This window comes from Ruegeria sp. CDSB136 (genome assembly GCF_059610965.1).
Genome location: NZ_JBXWOP010000021.1, coordinates 80,153 through 95,162, shown reverse-complemented (window position 1 = coordinate 95,162; position 15,010 = coordinate 80,153). Strand labels below are relative to the sequence as shown.

Annotated in this window: 17 protein-coding genes; 8 read left to right on the top strand and 9 right to left on the bottom strand. The window is 51.2% G+C overall.

Features of this window, described 5'->3' with window-relative positions; all coding sequences use genetic code 11:
- Window positions 1-7: 7 nt before the first annotated feature.
- The 4 genes from AC2FIR_RS20235 (at window position 8) to mgrA (ending at window position 3,123) form a co-directional block, all read left to right on the top strand.
- The gene (locus tag AC2FIR_RS20235) at window positions 8-646 is read left to right on the top strand and encodes an EamA family transporter (RefSeq protein WP_496747695.1); all 639 of its coding nucleotides are present in this window, start codon (window positions 8-10) and stop codon (window positions 644-646) included.
- A 267-nt stretch (window positions 647-913) separates the two neighbouring features.
- Window positions 914-1,183 carry an HlyU family transcriptional regulator gene (locus AC2FIR_RS20230; RefSeq protein WP_170825407.1) on the top strand — a complete coding sequence of 90 codons (270 nt, stop codon included), beginning with the start codon at window positions 914-916 and terminating at the stop codon, window positions 1,181-1,183.
- A gap of 224 nt (window positions 1,184-1,407) precedes the next feature.
- Window positions 1,408-1,815 (top strand): hypothetical protein, encoded by a 408-nt coding sequence (locus AC2FIR_RS20225; RefSeq protein WP_496747697.1) that lies wholly within the window; start codon window positions 1,408-1,410, stop codon window positions 1,813-1,815.
- 240 nt (window positions 1,816-2,055) lie between these two features.
- Window positions 2,056-3,123 (top strand): L-glyceraldehyde 3-phosphate reductase, encoded by a 1,068-nt coding sequence (gene mgrA, locus AC2FIR_RS20220; RefSeq protein WP_496747698.1) that lies wholly within the window; start codon window positions 2,056-2,058, stop codon window positions 3,121-3,123.
- A gap of 337 nt (window positions 3,124-3,460) precedes the next feature.
- On the opposite strand, the gene AC2FIR_RS20215 is transcribed toward mgrA, so the two are convergent.
- Both AC2FIR_RS20215 and AC2FIR_RS20210 read right to left on the bottom strand, forming a co-directional pair.
- Complete coding sequence (locus AC2FIR_RS20215; RefSeq protein ID WP_496747699.1) at window positions 3,461-4,045, bottom strand: site-specific integrase; 585 nt, start codon at window positions 4,043-4,045, stop codon at window positions 3,461-3,463.
- Complete coding sequence (locus AC2FIR_RS20210) at window positions 4,029-4,409, bottom strand: EamA family transporter (protein ID WP_496747701.1); 381 nt, start codon at window positions 4,407-4,409, stop codon at window positions 4,029-4,031. The genes AC2FIR_RS20215 and AC2FIR_RS20210 overlap by 17 nt, the downstream gene beginning before the upstream one ends.
- 268 nt (window positions 4,410-4,677) lie before the next feature.
- On the opposite strand from AC2FIR_RS20210, the gene AC2FIR_RS20205 reads away from it, so the two are divergent.
- Entirely contained in the window at window positions 4,678-6,216 is a 1,539-nt protein-coding gene (locus tag AC2FIR_RS20205) for a hypothetical protein (protein ID WP_496762985.1), read from the top strand.
- Window positions 6,217-6,459: 243 nt separating this feature from the next.
- Here AC2FIR_RS20205 and AC2FIR_RS20200 read toward each other — a convergent pair whose 3' ends face one another.
- Together AC2FIR_RS20200 and AC2FIR_RS20195 are read right to left on the bottom strand one after the other, a co-directional pair.
- On the bottom strand, window positions 6,460-6,711 hold the full coding sequence (locus AC2FIR_RS20200; protein ID WP_170617602.1) for a hypothetical protein: 252 nt from the start codon (window positions 6,709-6,711) through the stop codon (window positions 6,460-6,462).
- A gap of 88 nt (window positions 6,712-6,799) precedes the next feature.
- Entirely contained in the window at window positions 6,800-7,240 is a 441-nt protein-coding gene (locus AC2FIR_RS20195) for a hypothetical protein (RefSeq protein ID WP_496762983.1), read from the bottom strand.
- A 242-nt stretch (window positions 7,241-7,482) separates the two neighbouring features.
- On the opposite strand from AC2FIR_RS20195, the gene AC2FIR_RS20190 reads away from it, so the two are divergent.
- Window positions 7,483-7,785, top strand: a complete 303-nt coding sequence (locus tag AC2FIR_RS20190) for a hypothetical protein (RefSeq protein ID WP_170617598.1) — start codon at window positions 7,483-7,485, stop codon at window positions 7,783-7,785.
- Window positions 7,786-8,255: 470 nt separating this feature from the next.
- Here AC2FIR_RS20190 and AC2FIR_RS20185 read toward each other — a convergent pair whose 3' ends face one another.
- The 4 genes from AC2FIR_RS20185 to AC2FIR_RS20170 form a co-directional block, all read right to left on the bottom strand.
- Window positions 8,256-8,537 carry a hypothetical protein gene (locus AC2FIR_RS20185; protein ID WP_170617596.1) on the bottom strand — a complete coding sequence of 94 codons (282 nt, stop codon included), beginning with the start codon at window positions 8,535-8,537 and terminating at the stop codon, window positions 8,256-8,258.
- 147 nt (window positions 8,538-8,684) lie between these two features.
- Window positions 8,685-9,632 (bottom strand): cation efflux transmembrane domain-containing protein, encoded by a 948-nt coding sequence (locus AC2FIR_RS20180; protein WP_170824686.1) that lies wholly within the window; start codon window positions 9,630-9,632, stop codon window positions 8,685-8,687.
- Window position 9,633: 1 nt separating this feature from the next.
- A complete protein-coding gene (locus AC2FIR_RS20175) occupies window positions 9,634-9,951 on the bottom strand; it encodes a hypothetical protein (RefSeq protein WP_496747706.1) in 318 nt (105 codons plus the stop codon).
- 209 nt (window positions 9,952-10,160) lie between these two features.
- Window positions 10,161-11,432, bottom strand: coding sequence for an arginase family protein (locus AC2FIR_RS20170; protein WP_496747708.1), 1,272 nt, complete (start codon window positions 11,430-11,432; stop codon window positions 10,161-10,163).
- 160 nt (window positions 11,433-11,592) lie between these two features.
- On the opposite strand from AC2FIR_RS20170, the gene AC2FIR_RS20165 reads away from it, so the two are divergent.
- A complete protein-coding gene (locus AC2FIR_RS20165; protein ID WP_496747709.1) occupies window positions 11,593-12,528 on the top strand; it encodes a helix-turn-helix domain-containing protein in 936 nt (311 codons plus the stop codon).
- Here the strand turns inward: AC2FIR_RS20165 and AC2FIR_RS20160 are convergent.
- Entirely contained in the window at window positions 12,525-13,619 is a 1,095-nt protein-coding gene (locus AC2FIR_RS20160) for a helix-turn-helix domain-containing protein (RefSeq protein WP_480527417.1), read from the bottom strand. The two genes, AC2FIR_RS20165 and AC2FIR_RS20160, sit on opposite strands and share 4 nt — an antisense overlap.
- 68 nt (window positions 13,620-13,687) lie before the next feature.
- Between AC2FIR_RS20160 and AC2FIR_RS20155 the strand changes: the two genes are divergently transcribed.
- The gene (locus AC2FIR_RS20155; protein ID WP_480441630.1) at window positions 13,688-14,962 is read left to right on the top strand and encodes an arginase family protein; all 1,275 of its coding nucleotides are present in this window, start codon (window positions 13,688-13,690) and stop codon (window positions 14,960-14,962) included.
- Window positions 14,963-15,010: the final 48 nt, after the last annotated feature.

Here is a 15,010-nt window from a genome sequence, read left to right as displayed (position 1 = left end):
AGGAAAGATGGGCTTCGACCGGCTACCGATTGCGCTAATTGCAGCCATCGAATTCGTCGGTACCATCGTTATTGCTCTTTTGGGCATACGCACTGGGCGCAACTATCTTGCCTTTGCCTTCGCAATCATCGGCGCAACCCTCCTAATTGACATGCCGTCGCTACTGGCAGCAGATGGACCTGATCTCATTTCTGATCTTCGTAGCCTGTTCTGGGCGTTGCTGAACGGCTCGCTTTTCGTTCTCTACATCATCTTCGGCCACACGATTTCCGTAGGTGGCGCGCCGGGCGGTGTGGAGCGCCTTGGCGCTGTCATGACAGCGGCCTTGATATTCGTGATGCCCATCGGTTTCCCGCAAGCCCTCGACGATTTTGGTGCGCCTTCGCTTGTACTGGCCGGGATCGGCGTCGGCATCTGTTCCTCGTTCATCTCCTATGTCTGCGATCAGCTCGCGATGGCCCGCTTGCCACGTGCCAGCTTCGCGTTACTTCTAGCTCATCTGCCAGCGACCGCCACGATCATAGTCGCGACGGTCCTGCGTCAGGTTCCGAGCGCTGTGGATGTCCTCGGCGTGCTCCTCGTCATGATTGGCGTAGCCGTTCACAAATCCGCGTCGATGCGGTCTGCAGGTGTCGACGGCGACTAGAATCTGCCATTCGCTGCAACCTGACGAACGAGCAGGTTGCGCTCAGCGCAGTTGTTGGCGGCAACGTGTCAGAATGGCGGTTTCGGACCGTCGTACAAGGGAGAGTGGTGCTGGGGAATGGATTTTTGCCGCGGATCTGGAGGTATTAGGCAACGCAAGGACCGTGCCAACGGATCGAATACAAATGTTCTAATAGCACGACATGCTTCACGCCTGTCCTAAGCGGCGCTAGTCTCCCGTCATAGCAACGCTGAAAGGAGCCGCCCAATGTCCCTCTTCTCTAAACTCTTCGGTGGTGGCGAAAAATCGGAGCCGGAGCCGGTCTATTACAGAGGGTTCGAAATCTTTCCGGACCTGATGCACGAAGGTGGCAAATACCGTCTTTTGGCCCGTATAGAAAAGACCATCGATGGAGATCGCAAGACCCATACAGTGATCCGGGCGGATGTCTTTGAAACCCGGGATCAGGGCGAAAGCTTCAGTATCGCAAAGGCGAAACAGGTGATTGACGAGCAGGGCGAACGCATTTTCGATTAAGTAAACAGATAGCCCAATGTAAGCGATGCAATCGACGGATGTACCGCAAAGTAGACATCTCCCTGATTTGGCGAACGAACGCTAAGCAGGCCAAGCAGTCATTAGAAGTCTTAGTTACCCGATCCATGCTGCTGCAATCTGGGTTCCAATTTCGATTTTTTTTACAGCCTGTGCTACTCTGTTGCATTTATTGTATGCAATTTGGGGCTGAAGATATGTGGAACATGGAACAGTTTGTAGCGGACTGCCGAACCGCAGTGGATCAGGACGCGTCTCACAAATCGGTGGCTGAGGTGGTGGACCGGGCGATGCGCGATCCCTCGGGCGTGACGCAAGCCTTGGGAGAGCCGACCGACAGCGGTATCTTTCCCATTTACAAATCAAGTGATCTGACAATCGTCAACGTCGTCTGGAAGCCGGGAATGACCATAATGCCCCATAATCACGAAATGTGGGCCGTGATCGGTATTTATGGTGGTAGAGAAGATAACATTTTTTGGCGGCGCGTAGCAGATGACCCTAACGGACGCATCGAAGCGGCGGGGGCTCGAGTATTGTCGACTGGTGAATATGCTCCGCTTGGTAAGGACCTCATTCACTCGTTTACAAACCCTATCCCCAAGTTGACTTGAGCAATCCACGTATACGGCGGGGACTTTTTTGAAGCTGAGCGAAGCGAATGGGATCCTGAAAACCTGACGGAACATGCGTATGACATGTCGAAGGTTCGCGCATTATTCGAGGACTAGTTTGCGTTTTGACAATCTGCGCTGACAATGTCTGAGGCATGTTCGGTAAACGGCAGGCTTCGCTGATTGCCGGTTACTATCACGTTGAATTGACAAGGTGTGATGATCTAGGATTATGGACAGATGAGCAAATCACAACGCCCCCCAAAGCCTCGGCCGCGCCCATTTCTTCCCAATCCGGACCGCTACGAGCAAATGGTCTATCGCCGTTGCGGTCAGTCCGGCATAAAGCTATCCGCGATAAGCCTTGGGCTGTGGCACAATTTCGGTGGGGATACGCCGCAACTGACAAAGCGCGAGCTTTGCCGGACTGCCTTTGATTTGGGTATTACACACTTTGATTTGGCAAATAATTATGGCCCGCCGCCGGGATCGGCGGAAGAAGCATTCGGTGAAATTTTGAAAACTGATTTCGCAGGCTATCGGGATGAACTCATCATATCAACCAAGGCTGGCTATGACATGTGGCCAGGTCCTTATGGGGAGTGGGGATCACGGAAATATCTCGTGGCCTCATGTGATCAGTCGCTCAAGCGGATGGGGCTCGACTACGCAGATATTTTTTATTCCCACCGGTTTGATCCGGATACCCCACTGGAAGAGACTATGGGCGCTCTGGACTATATCGTGCGCTCCGGGCGCGCACTCTATGTGGGGATTTCAAGCTACAACTCGCAAAGAACGCGCGAAGCGCTTGCCATCTTGAAAGACCTTGGAACACCGTGCCTGATCCATCAGCCTTCCTACAACCTGCTTAACCGATGGGTTGAACACGACGGGCTATTGGACACGCTTGACGAAATGGGCGTCGGATCGATTGCGTTCACGCCTCTTGCACAGGGCATTTTGACATCGAAGTATCTGAACGAAATTCCTGCGGATAGTCGGGCGACCCAAGGCAAGTCGCTCTTGGACGGTATGATCAATGAACGTTCACTGACGAGTGTCAAGGCTCTAAACGACATAGCGGCGTCACGCGGTCAATCATTAGCTCAGATGGCGCTTGCTTGGGTGCTGAGAGGTGACCGGATTACGACAGCCCTTATTGGCGCTTCGCGACCCGAGCAGATCGTGGATTGCGCCGGTGCGGTCGAAAATATGGATTTTACCGAAGCGGAACTCTTCAGGATTGATGAGGTCAGTGCGGAAGAGGACATCAATTTATGGGCGCTATCCTCGGAAACTGCGTAGGATTACTGACAACTGTTTTTTTGGTGCGATTAGGTTTTTCTGCGTACTCACTTGGCGTTTCTGCCTTGGGCTAGAAGCGGTCATCTGACTGTTTCTGTCGGATGTCCGTTTGCCAGCGCGAAGCGGACGATAGAGCATAAGTGCAATAGCCTCGACACATGTCACGCGACTCAGAAGAACCTGAACGAGTATGTGAATTGCGCCTATGCGGTACTAAAGAGCAGAGACTGCAAACATCGTTGGTATCCTGCTCCCGCAACCACCATGGTCGAACAGAGTCTCGAACACGCCGCCTCAGGGCGGCTTTGTTCATTCTGGGTCAACCCTATCAGCGCCGCTAGTGCACCCTCCAACTCAATCTGCACGCTTTCCCGTTCATGTTGGACCGTGACACGTTCGATAAGGCCTGCGCCATATCTGCGACCTTGGAGTGATAGAGTTCCGACAGATTCTTGGCGTCTATCAGGTCAGCAAAGGCACGTGTCGCCGACCGTGCCTCAAGACCGGAATACATGTTGATGGTGTGGCTGACCTCCGAATGCCCGAGCAACCGGCGCGCAACCTCGTAGCCGCCGGGATTGGCGTCGAGCCAGTTCATCACCGCGAAATGTCGAAACAGGTGGGCGTTCATCTCCAACCCCGTTTCCTTCCGGATCCGTTTGGAGATGCGCGCAGCCAGAGCGCCGGGATCAACCGAATGCTGACCATCCCTGCGGGGAAACAGCCAAGGCGTTCCAGCGGGGCAGAGTTCCGGACAGCGAGATTTGAGATGAACGTCGATCATGCGCAATACATCCCGCGGGATCTCGAACTCGACAGGCCGTTCATTTTTGGTCTCGCCGTCTTCCAGAACCAGGTAGGTTCGGCCATCACCGGGACAGTGCAGGTGGCGTTCCAGGTGGATGTCAGCCAGGTTCGCCAAATACAGCCCAGGCAGTAGCTAGGGTGAACACCGGATAGGTCATGTAAAGCACACCCACTGTCGATGTGGGCAACTTCTCCAGCGCCGCTACATATCCGATCCAACCAAGCCCCACTACCGCTCCGGCTGAAAGGCCCCAAGTGATCTCTCGCCATTCTTTTCGGTGCAAGATGAGAACTGGGAGCAAAAGAACGGCCGCAACAATGTAGCGATAGAATGCGACCGCATAGGGTGCGACGCCTTGCTCGGTCAGGCTGCGGCTGAAATAGGGAACCAGTCCGAAACAGATTGAAGCAAAAAGGACACCAACAACCGCAAATGCGTAAGGTATGGGCGGTCGATTTCGCGCAGATGTCGTTGCCATAATCTGGAGCTACCACGCATTTGCATTTTCGTCCTTAAAGAATCTTCGAACGACAGCTTTGCCCACATAAATGCAGTAGAAAAGCGCATTGTGCCCAACGCACCCGTCAGGTCGTTTGCAACAGTTGCTATCGCAGTAAAAAAAGTTGGAACACGAAACGCCGAACTTAGAGATGGCGATCACTTCCAAAAGGTGTTGTCTACTTTGTCGTGCTACCCAGAGTGTGCTACTTAGGTTATTTAGCGCGGCTGACCCCAAGGTGTGACTCTTGCCCTTAGAAGTGAGTAGAGAAGAGGTCCTGGAAGAGCTGGAACGTATTGTTGGTTCGAGTGACTTCGCGGTCAGCGAACGCAACAGATTTTTTTTTGAACACCTCGTCAGAAGTGAAATCGACGGCAGGGGTAAAGAACTTCATGGCACTGCGTTGGCAATGGATGTGTTTGGACGAGGCGCAGACTTTGATCCCAACACTGATCCCGTTGTGCGAACTGAAGCGGTAAAACTGCGAAAGGCATTAAATTTTTATTATTTGACCTCTGGTCGAAAAAACAGGGTAGAAATATCGGTTCCAAAAGGTCGGTATCGACCCACCTTTCGCATTCGAGAATTTCAGGCAAATAACGCGAGTTTGACTGATGAGCAAACGCCATGGTTGCCCACGCTAGGCATTAGATCGTTCTCAGGGTCAGAGACTGCGCGTGCAATTTTTTTCCGCGATGGTTTGCCAGAAGAGATTGCATTGGAACTCGCCCGTTTCGGTTATGTCCGGGTACTTACAGGTTTTAGGGCCGAAAACTCTAAATCACAAACCCAGGAAGAACATAACTCGCTTGAGCGCTGCGATTATGTTCTGGGAGGAACGGTTCGCGAAGATGGCGAGTGTTTGCGCATAGTTGTTCAATTGAAACGTAGAGACACCGGTGACCTAGTTTGGTCGGAGCGCAAAGACATCTTTTTGAGCAACGCCAATATTTTCGAAGCTCAAGAAGACGTCGCACAGCGCTGCGCCGTCTGCATTGCGGATGCATATGGGTTTGTTGCAACCGACGCTGCGAGAAACGCTCAAACGCGACCAGCTTCGGACTCAAACGTGTATGAAGCTCTGTTGGCGTTCCACACCCACCTTCGCGCAAATAAAGTCAGCAGCTTGGCGCGAATGTTGGAACTGTCGCAAGCCGCTGTCAGGGAGAACCCAACCAGTGGCTTGGCGCATGCACTTTTGGCGTTTGGATATGTTGAACAGGTAGGTGTCGGACAAAAACGACTGAAGTCCGTTGTCGAAGATGGCCGAACTCACGCAGATAAAGCACTGGCTTTTGAGCCAAATTGCCAGGAGGCTCTGATCGCAGCAGCCGTCTATGCCCAATTGGATGGAGATAAACCTAGTTTTCTGCAATTAATTGATGCCGCAATTCGCGCCAATCCGAATGGCAATCTTCTGCTCGCTGTGGCTGGAGGATGGATTGCATTTGTCGGCGACCCCAATAAAGGCGCAGAATTGGTACGACAAGCGACGGATGCGAATCCCATGTTGCCAACTTGGACCCAGATTACACTTTGCTTGGAAGACGTTGAGAAAGGAGACTTCAAGGCCGCTGTCGAAAAAGTACGCCAAATAGATGTGCGAGACTATTTAATTGATCGTTTGATTATTTCCGCGGTGCATAGCCTCGCCGGTGAAACAGGGCTGGCCAGAGCACAATTGCCTCAAGTAAACGGCGATTTCACAATTGACGAATACATAAACGATCTACCCTTCGCGCGCGGCCTGGTTGAAATGATCCGTGCAGGGTTGGAGCGCCTTTGAATCGGTAGATTCTGGCAAGTGATGGAAGGAGACAAAACTGCTGTTTTGATTTTCGCAAAGTCGCAGGCAAATGAAAAATTCGTTGTTCTTACTCGTACACAGCACGATTTTCGAAGGTTCAACCGTTTTTTTCTTCCTGAATCGTCCAACAATCTGCAGCCAATCGTGATATTTTTGGCGTCTCTTGCGTCCGGTTGAAGACCAGTCTCGTGTTACCTGGTAGAACCTTCGCAATCCTTTGAATCACCGCCGAAAAGAGTCCGGTTGGGTCCCAGTGAGTCTTTGAACACGCAGTACATAGGCTTGCTGCTCAGCTGCATCTGAGTAAAAGAAAAACTCATGGTGCACGCAAGCAAACCGACCGTTGACCAGAAACTCTTCATAAATTTTTTGGTGTAGATCACTTAGGTCGTCAGTCTTTTGGTAGAACTTCAATATGTCTTTGGGCGTTATCGAAAGAACTATGTCCCAAGCTTGTGAATCAAGGTCTTTCATTTTCTTCTCCATTCAATGTGTTTACTGTCGCTACCCTAAAACACCGGGTGCCTCTTCTTGCGGCGACCCAGTTAAAGTCGAAAGCGGCTCACTGTTGTTTGCTCGTCCGGTTCGATGGGTTCTCGCGCCCGATGCCAATCATTATGGATTGTTCTCTTTTGACCTGGTCGACAGCGTCAGTAAGCAGGGACTTTTCTGCGCTGCTTGCTGCAATCAAGTAATCTGTGACTTCGGGCAGGACGTTATTCCACGTTGGACATGCCAATGCGAACTGAGCGAAGAAGTTTGCTGTGAATTTGAACAGCCGCTCTGCGCTTGTCGCATTGGATTCTCGGGCAGCCCAAAGTAAGGTTTCCCAAAGGCCGTTTTCGAAGGCGATCAGCGCCCGAGGAGTCTTGTCAACGTAAATCTGAACTTTGTGCTTTCTGGCAACTGAAAGCTCAGACGTACGTAAGACCAAATTGTGTGCCGCAGCCGTAGTCGCCGGGTATTGGTTTCGCAGCGTCGGTAGCAAATCAAATTGTGACATCTTTTCTCTCCACCTTTCCAGTTTGTGCAAAACGAAAATGTGAAGAGTTCACCGTTCTTTGGAGGTGTCCTACAGTAGTGCAACTGTTGTTGGATGGACGTCCGACTTCGTTGCGCGTTGCCTGACAGAAAAAAAGGATTTCGCACAAAACGTGGACTTGCGCATTTTGGGCTCGAAGTAGACGCTCGAAAAATTTGACTGAACAGTTGCTGACCTATCTTTGAGGAACAAAGGAGTTGCGTATGAAAAAATGGGCGTGTTTCGGGTTTGCGGTGTTGGCTTCGGCTTGCGCCACTACTACCCAGGCTCCTTTGGTCACCAATGCAATTGGTCAAACCGCTATTCAAATCAACACAAATGGGCTGACTTGCTACAACTCTGCCTGCTTGGAAATCACAAGAAGCAGTGTTCGAGTAGTCGGACACAAACGAGCGCGGATTCCCAAGGGCATTGATGTCAGCGATGGAACCGTCACACCTGACGAGTTCCAGCGAATGCGCCAAGCCGCAATGCTGGCAGGCGGACCTGGTTCTGGCAATCGGTAAGCAGAGAACAGGTTGAAGTGTGTTCAACGCTGAGTTCCAGGCATGATGCCCAGAACGCGGATCGACAGATATAGCTATCCTGGCTGAGAGGCCAGATGCAACGCTTGTGGTTCCCCGGATTTCTTAGCCATAACGGCAGACCATTTCAATCGAGGAGGATCTCCAAAGCGGTTTCCATAGGAAACTGCGCGGTCCGATTGGTGAGTAAGTTTCCCTGCTTAGATATTCAGCGCTTTGGCCAAGACAGCGCATTAGATCGGCGATGCACAAGTTCGCGACAGCGGGCCCTCCCGTCCTCAAGACGAGAGGCCGACGTCATGGGGAAGCGATAGCGCATGCGCCAGATGAGCAACCCTGGAACTATAGAGTTCGGACAGTTTGGCATTGATCTGTGGCATCGTGGTGCGCCTCCTTTTGGTTAGAGGCGTTCCGACCCATTTACAGAAGCACAGAAAATGGGTTCAGGGTCTCTACTTGCCAAGCTGAAGTGTGCTCTGAGGTCGCCAGGACAAATTTCCATCGTCTCCACGAAAGCAACGCAGCAACCGTTCTTCTTTTTGAGGAGCTGTAGAAGTTACGGTGTTGGTACCGACCAATAGTATGAAGGCGTTCTCAGAATACACGAGACCCTGATAGTAGCAGAACCGTTTTTCCGCACCATCAGGAATGGGCGACGCGGTCGTCAATTGCGATTGCGCCGCCAGTTCGCCTGCGAGAAATGACATTGATATGCTCAGTAAAAACTTCTTCATTTAGACGCTCCTAAGTCATCGTTGGGATAAAGTGAGTTGGGTCTTCATGTCGCTCGCCCAGATCCAATTGGTCGAACAAAAGCCAAAGTCCGAGAACGGTATCGAATAGGTGATTGAGTTGTACCAAAATGGCAGAATCTCAAAAGATTATTCATCTGACGCAGCCCCTAAAACACGACGACCGATCTCAGAAACCACAACCAGTACTTCGGTTCGTGCGAATTGCGTACTCAGTTTCGCGTTCAATGAAGCAGATAAATTGTCAGCCTGCTTCCCTGAGATCGTGTCTCGCGGGTTCACAAACACAATGACCGAGTAGGTTCGGCCCGCTTTCAAAACAACAACGTCAACCAACGCGATATCTTCTGAGGCGAAGTGTTCTTCAGCAATTGCACGCGCATTTTCGACGATCTCTGCTCCGGCCGAGGCACCCACAAGTTCACCCAAACTGCTTTTGAAGTCGGACCAGTATGTGCCCGATGCGATGAGGCACAAACCGATAACAATGATTGAGTCCCCGACCGGTGCAATGAACGCCAATGGGCCAGATTGAAAAAGATAAACAAGCCCGAAGCCCAAGCCAGCAGTCCCGGTGATAACACCGTCAAAGGCCGCTGCCCGGGCTTCGAGCTTCAGTATGTCGCTATTTTTTCCTGTTTTTTTCCAACAGCGTAGGTGATTTAGCCAAAGCCCGACGCAGATCAGACAAATGGCAACCGTGTAAACACCAACGACCTCGTACTTCACCGGCGCAGGTACAGTACCACCGATATATGCCGCAATTTTGGCAACAGCATTAATGAGAGCGAATGCGACGAGGCCCAGAAGGGACAAGGACCTGAACGTGGTAAAAACTGCTTCATCGGCAGCATAGCCAAGCGGTCTTGCATCATCGGGTTGCGCAAATGACTGTTTACCTACGCGAACAGCTATAATAGCAGCAAAAAAGCCAACAAGAGAGAAAAGCCCATCAACAAGAAGCGCTTGTGAGTTCGACAGAACTGAAGCTACGACACCAGCGAAACCCATTGCAAGGTTGCCCACCATGCCAACTCGCAGGGCGGAGCTTTCGAAACTCATTGCCGTAGCCGACATTCTAGTTGCTTCCACTGGCTTGACTTGCTTTTTCCATCTTTGAATGAGCCAAGCCTTTATGTCCAGTTTCTGAAGGTCTGGCGAGATACCCCTCAGCAGCACGTAGTCCTGTGATACAGGTTGAGAATTTTGGCGGATAGACAGGTGCTTTTTTGTTGCCAGTTCCAACGAAGTTTAGAAGATCTGTTCCGATAGGTAACTTGTCCGATTCAGCCGATGGACTCAAAACTACATTCTGATGTAACTCAGAAATTGCACTAGGGTGGGCTTTAGCAGGGGCGTCTGAAACCGCCGATGTGAGTTTTGGTAAACTTGTCATACATTGGTCCTGATGCACGAAACGCAGAAAACCCTCCGCAGCGAGCTCAATTTAGCAAGAGAAAAGCGATGAGGCGTTTTGCAAAAAACGGGCATTAACTATCAGTCGCCACTTGGCTCTGGCGCATTGCCGCGCCACCATTCTTTTTGAAGGGATCCCTAGGCCTTTTCGGGCAATGCGCACCGCTGATCGCCAGAACCAGACTGTTCTTACGGTTCTCCGGAGATGCGCGGGTGAATATAGTCCGGTTCGATCCCGTCTTTTTTCATCGCAATGCCGGTTAGAAACTGAAACATGGTTCGCCGAACAAGCCGCGCGGTTTGTTGGCCGCGGTTATCGTAGAAGGGGTTGAACTCAACGAAATCAACGCCGACGATGGTTTTTGTTGCCGCAAATTGGCGCAACATGGGGAAAAGGTCTTCGGGATGCGAACCGATGGGCGATGAGGAGCCTGTTCCGGGTGCATAGCTCATGTCAAAGGTGTCAATGTCGAAGGAAACGTAAACAAGATCTATGTCTTCTAAGTCTTTGTATATTTTTTTAAAAGTCTCTTCGACGCCGTCTCTCCTGATCTCGTGGATGTGATAAACCTTCCCGCCTTCAGAGGCCACCTGATCCCACTCCTCTGGACCAAAGACCGGCGTAGACATGCCATACTGAATGACATGGCGCCCTTCGACCATACCTTCCTGAACAGCGCGATTCATAAAACTGCCTGAATGGTAATAGGCACCAAACTTGCCCATGCCAGCGTCTCGGTCGAGATGGACATCAAAATGCACGAAAGCAACGTTGTTCTTTCCGTAGACATCAACGATACCGCGGAAAGTGCCGTTGGGAACCGAGTGGTCCCCACCAACGATGAAGGGAATTGCGCCGACGGAAGCAATCTCCCGTGTCATACGACGTATTTCCTCTAAAGTCGCAGCTTGATTGTACGCATTTAGTCCGGCATCGCCGTAGTCAACCGCATTTAAGATTGTGAATGGAGCGAGAAGGGTCTCGTATTCAACCCAGCTTAAAGGGAATTTGGGGTCACCGTAGCCGCCATAGTCGCGTGTAGTCCGCACCTCGGCCGGCGCCCACATATTGCCTGCGGAGTGCGGAAGCGCTCCAGTTGGTGCGCCGAATATCGCAACATCGATTTCGCCGGCCTGTAAGTCTTCGGGTGTAAGAGCAACGGGCAGCTTAAAGAACGTTTGGATACCCACAGGTTCCATTTGCAGCTGGTATCGTTGTACGTCCATTGGTCCTGCAGGACGTCCGGATGGTTCACGTTCTGCTCGCCAGATGTCCGTAGACTTGTCCTGTTTGATATTCATCTTTGTCGGGTCGTCAGGGACCTGGTGAGGCATCGGACCGATGTTTTCATTTGGCGAAGCTGCAGCAATGTCCTTGAGCATTTGCGCTGAAGTTTCAAAAGGAATGGCTCCAAGTACCGCGGTGAACACAGCTGTGGACAACAACTTGCAGTAATGCATCGTCTTTCCTTTCAAATTCAAAGCAGTCCGGTTCTGTCATTGGATTGCGTGTGATTTTGGCGGACAGGTAGCAAGGGTGCTACGTAATTAGTGCATTTGGAATCCATCTTTGCGGAATTAATCCTTGCCGAACACAGTGCCGCGCGTACAGATTAACTGCATGGGTATACAGCGTATTCTTCTGCATGAAGCCGAAGATATTTCGGAGTTTCTGTTCCAAGCCACTGGGATGATGCCTGGCTATACTCAATTCTCGGCAGGCCCTGCAAAACTTGAATACAAGGTTGTGGATCTAAACGGCGTCACTCTGCTTTGGGCTTCAGGGATTGCTCATTGCAGGTGGCAAGACCAAATGTCTGATGATGGTCGAGTGCATTTTGGGATAGTGCTGAACGCAAAAGACGGCGTCAGATCGCTTGGTCACGAACTTGGTCCTAAAGACGCGATGCTGTTTCGCCCCGGCAAGGAAATGGACTATGTGTTTCTGGGGCCGGTTGAAACATTGGAAATAGGTGTATCCAAAGAAATTGCGGACAGTCTTGGCTGGACTTTTTCAGGAGCACCTTTGGCACGCATCCGTGGAACGCGATTGCAACAACTCGAGGCTGTGTGTCGCCAAGCAAGAAAGATCACTGTGTCCAACGGTGAATACTTGAGGCCTGAACTAACGGCAGAATTGCGTGGGATGGTTTTGGATGCTCTGGAGCTGGCGTTGTGCCCTTGGTTACCTAAAGGTACCAATTCGAACTCGGAACTTAATGAATGCACGAAGCGATATTCGGTATTGAAGAACTTTGATCGCCTTCTTTTAGAGTTAGGCGATGGGTTGCCAGGCTTAAGCTCCATTTCAAGGGAATTGGGCGTTGGGAGGCGCACGTTGTTCTATTCGCTACGTCAGTCGTTAGGTATTACGCCAAGGCGGTACATAGAAATACGACGCCTCGCAGAATTGCGAACCCGGTTGAAAAATACCGGCCCTGAAGAAAATACAGTTACTGAACTGGCAACCGAACTTGGGTTTGGGGATCTTGGGCGCATGGCCGGAAAGTATCGTCGACAGTTTGGAGAGAGCCCGAGCCAGACGTTGCGCTCCTAGTTTAACCAGCTCTGCCTAGGTCGCTTAAGCGTTTCGCTTGGAAGTTCTCCGAACAATGACCGGTATTTGCCTGCCATACGCCCCAATTCTGAAAAGCCATGATCGTTCGCCAGGTGGGTCACAGACGAGTTGTCCGGCTCGCTACGATACAAGCTTGCGCGAAGACCGTTCAAACGTACGACTTCTCGGAATCTCCTCGGTCCAATCCCATAAGCTTTTTGGAAAGCTTGAAAAATACTGCGCTTGGACACGCCAATTTCTTCAGCCAAAGCGTCAACACTGACACATAGGTTGTTGTCTTTGTCCTGCAGTAGTCTACGGGCATCGCGGAGCAAATCAGCCCGTGCTCCACGCGACAGAACATCACTGTCATGGTGTTTGGGCGACGCCCAAGGTTGAAGGGCAACTTCTAAAGCATCGATGAGTTTAGACCGAGTGTCCGCGAGAGAGCTAAAACACCAATCTCCAGAGTCGTCATTGAGAGCCGCAGAAAAGCCTTCCTGCGCAATCGACGCCAGGCTTCTTGCGACGTCTTCAGGCACATCAGTAATTTGACCACCACGGCAATTCCACCCGAGCTTTTTGGGAAGTTCTTCCGTGAACGTAATCTCCAGAGTTTTGTATCTGCCGTTTGTGAACAACTCCGCCGTTTCACCTGGCCTCAGTAGATGGGCGGTGGTGTTAGAAATGCCAGACTGGCCTATCCGAGGGCTGCCATTTGCTGAAACCATGATCGCAAATCGCCACTCACGCGCCAACATAGTGTCGGTCCAGAGATGTTTGCCTTCCCCTGATACTTGCAGGAGCCTGATGTCGCCAAAATCGATGCTACGGGCGCTCAGGATCGCGGGGCCAGAAGTGAATTGCATAAAGCGGGTGTCTGTATTGGTTTGCTCAAGATAGAAGTTTTCCAGTGTATCCTCATCTGCGAGATCAATTGAAAAACGATCGAATGCCAAAGCAGTTACCCCTCTATCAACAAACCCAAAGTCTCGGGGATGGGTATACAGGTCGAATGCCAATACCCGATCACGTAACTCATGCCGGGCGATTGCAAAGATGTGTGCTACTTGCACTTTTTGCACAGTCATCAATAGCCTGAGAAAATATCCTCTCCGTAGTCAAGTTAAATTTGGTCTTAAAATGAGAGGATTAGAAAGTGGCGCGTCGCTTACCAGTATTGTTCAAATGGTCCGCTCTGCTCGCAGCAACACTAGCTGGAGTGGGATACGCACAAGACAATCCCGCACCAGATTTTTCCGCTGATCCTTTAGTTGATGGGTTCCCATCTTCGATGCAGCCGTGGAGAGATCCAAGCAATCCAAATGTTCAAATCCTCGATCCTGGCTGGAACAAATACTATCTGCGCAAGGATATGGTAGGTGATAACCCTCCGCGGGAACCCGGTCCAATTGATTTACAGCGCTACTACGTCGTGCCGACAAAGCACGCATTTCCCACGTATTTCGGTTTGCCGATCGCTTTGACAACTGAAGATCTGATTGCCGGAGAGGTCGACGTGGCTATTGTTGGGGCGCCGAGCCAGTTTAATCCCGCTGACGGCAACGGCTGGGCGGCAAATTATATGCGCGTAAACCACAACTATGATTTTGCCCAGTCGGGGCATGATATGTGGTTCAACAACCAGTACTTCGATATCCTGAACGTTGTGGACTATGGAAACGCCAACGCCCACCCATCTTTAATGATGCAGAACTTTGCGGATCAGGCTGGTGTGTTTAAGGAAATCCTCGATGGCGGTGCGATACCCTTCGTAATAGGTGGAGACCATGGCACCCAGGTCGCGTCACTAATGGCGCTGATTGATCACTACGGTCCGCAGAGTTTCACAACAGTCCATTTTGACGCCCATACCGACCTTGCACCGCCTGATGGGCGACTTGGAATGTTCACCCATGGGGGTGCAGCCCTCCGTTTCGCGCACGAGCAAGGGTGGACCACCGGAGATCAGATTTTCCACATCGGCCTTCGCGGTGCATACGAGAGCGTCGAGAGAATGGACTGGATGTTCAACAATCAGACCAACTACTACTTCATGCCGAAGTTTGAAAAAAATGGATTTGATGCAACTGTCGACGAACTGATCTCAGAACTCGAAGGACGCCGGCTGTATATCTCAATCGATATGGATGTTCTGGACGGCTCGTTGGCGCCGGGTGTATCAAACCCTGAAATAGGTGGCTTTACCACGCTACAATTCATGCAGATTCTTCGAAAGCTGGCTCTTCAAAACGAGATACTGTTGATCGATTGGGTCGAGTATTCTCCGCTTTTGGACGACCGCCGTCGCTCCACGGGCAACGTTATAAGCCGTTTGCAGCGACATACCCTGGCCGCGATGGCCGCTCGCAAAGAGGGTATCACTGATCCAAACTATGTTCATCCTGCAATGCTCGAGGATAACAGCAAGTAAGGTAATGAACTGGGCGAATGATGCGTTGCATTCCAAAGAGTTGCCTTT

What these genes read in the sequence shown, in the direction of transcription:
- AC2FIR_RS20165 (WP_496747709.1), top strand. Translation starts at nt 11,593, where the DNA reads ATGGGTATACAGCGTATTCTTCTGCATGAAGCCGAAGATATTTCGGAG.
- AC2FIR_RS20180 (WP_170824686.1), bottom strand. Translation starts at nt 9,632, where the DNA reads ATGTCGGCTACGGCAATGAGTTTCGAAAGCTCCGCCCTGCGAGTTGGC.
- mgrA (WP_496747698.1), top strand. Translation starts at nt 2,056, where the DNA reads ATGAGCAAATCACAACGCCCCCCAAAGCCTCGGCCGCGCCCATTTCTT.
- AC2FIR_RS20185 (WP_170617596.1), bottom strand. Translation starts at nt 8,537, where the DNA reads ATGAAGAAGTTTTTACTGAGCATATCAATGTCATTTCTCGCAGGCGAA.
- AC2FIR_RS20160 (WP_480527417.1), bottom strand. Translation starts at nt 13,619, where the DNA reads ATGACTGTGCAAAAAGTGCAAGTAGCACACATCTTTGCAATCGCCCGG.
- AC2FIR_RS20170 (WP_496747708.1), bottom strand. Translation starts at nt 11,432, where the DNA reads ATGCATTACTGCAAGTTGTTGTCCACAGCTGTGTTCACCGCGGTACTT.
- AC2FIR_RS20235 (WP_496747695.1), top strand. Translation starts at nt 8, where the DNA reads ATGGGCTTCGACCGGCTACCGATTGCGCTAATTGCAGCCATCGAATTC.
- AC2FIR_RS20230 (WP_170825407.1), top strand. Translation starts at nt 914, where the DNA reads ATGTCCCTCTTCTCTAAACTCTTCGGTGGTGGCGAAAAATCGGAGCCG.
- AC2FIR_RS20175 (WP_496747706.1), bottom strand. Translation starts at nt 9,951, where the DNA reads ATGACAAGTTTACCAAAACTCACATCGGCGGTTTCAGACGCCCCTGCT.
- AC2FIR_RS20195 (WP_496762983.1), bottom strand. Translation starts at nt 7,240, where the DNA reads ATGTCACAATTTGATTTGCTACCGACGCTGCGAAACCAATACCCGGCG.
- AC2FIR_RS20190 (WP_170617598.1), top strand. Translation starts at nt 7,483, where the DNA reads ATGAAAAAATGGGCGTGTTTCGGGTTTGCGGTGTTGGCTTCGGCTTGC.
- AC2FIR_RS20210 (WP_496747701.1), bottom strand. Translation starts at nt 4,409, where the DNA reads ATGGCAACGACATCTGCGCGAAATCGACCGCCCATACCTTACGCATTT.
- AC2FIR_RS20200 (WP_170617602.1), bottom strand. Translation starts at nt 6,711, where the DNA reads ATGAAAGACCTTGATTCACAAGCTTGGGACATAGTTCTTTCGATAACG.
- AC2FIR_RS20225 (WP_496747697.1), top strand. Translation starts at nt 1,408, where the DNA reads ATGGAACAGTTTGTAGCGGACTGCCGAACCGCAGTGGATCAGGACGCG.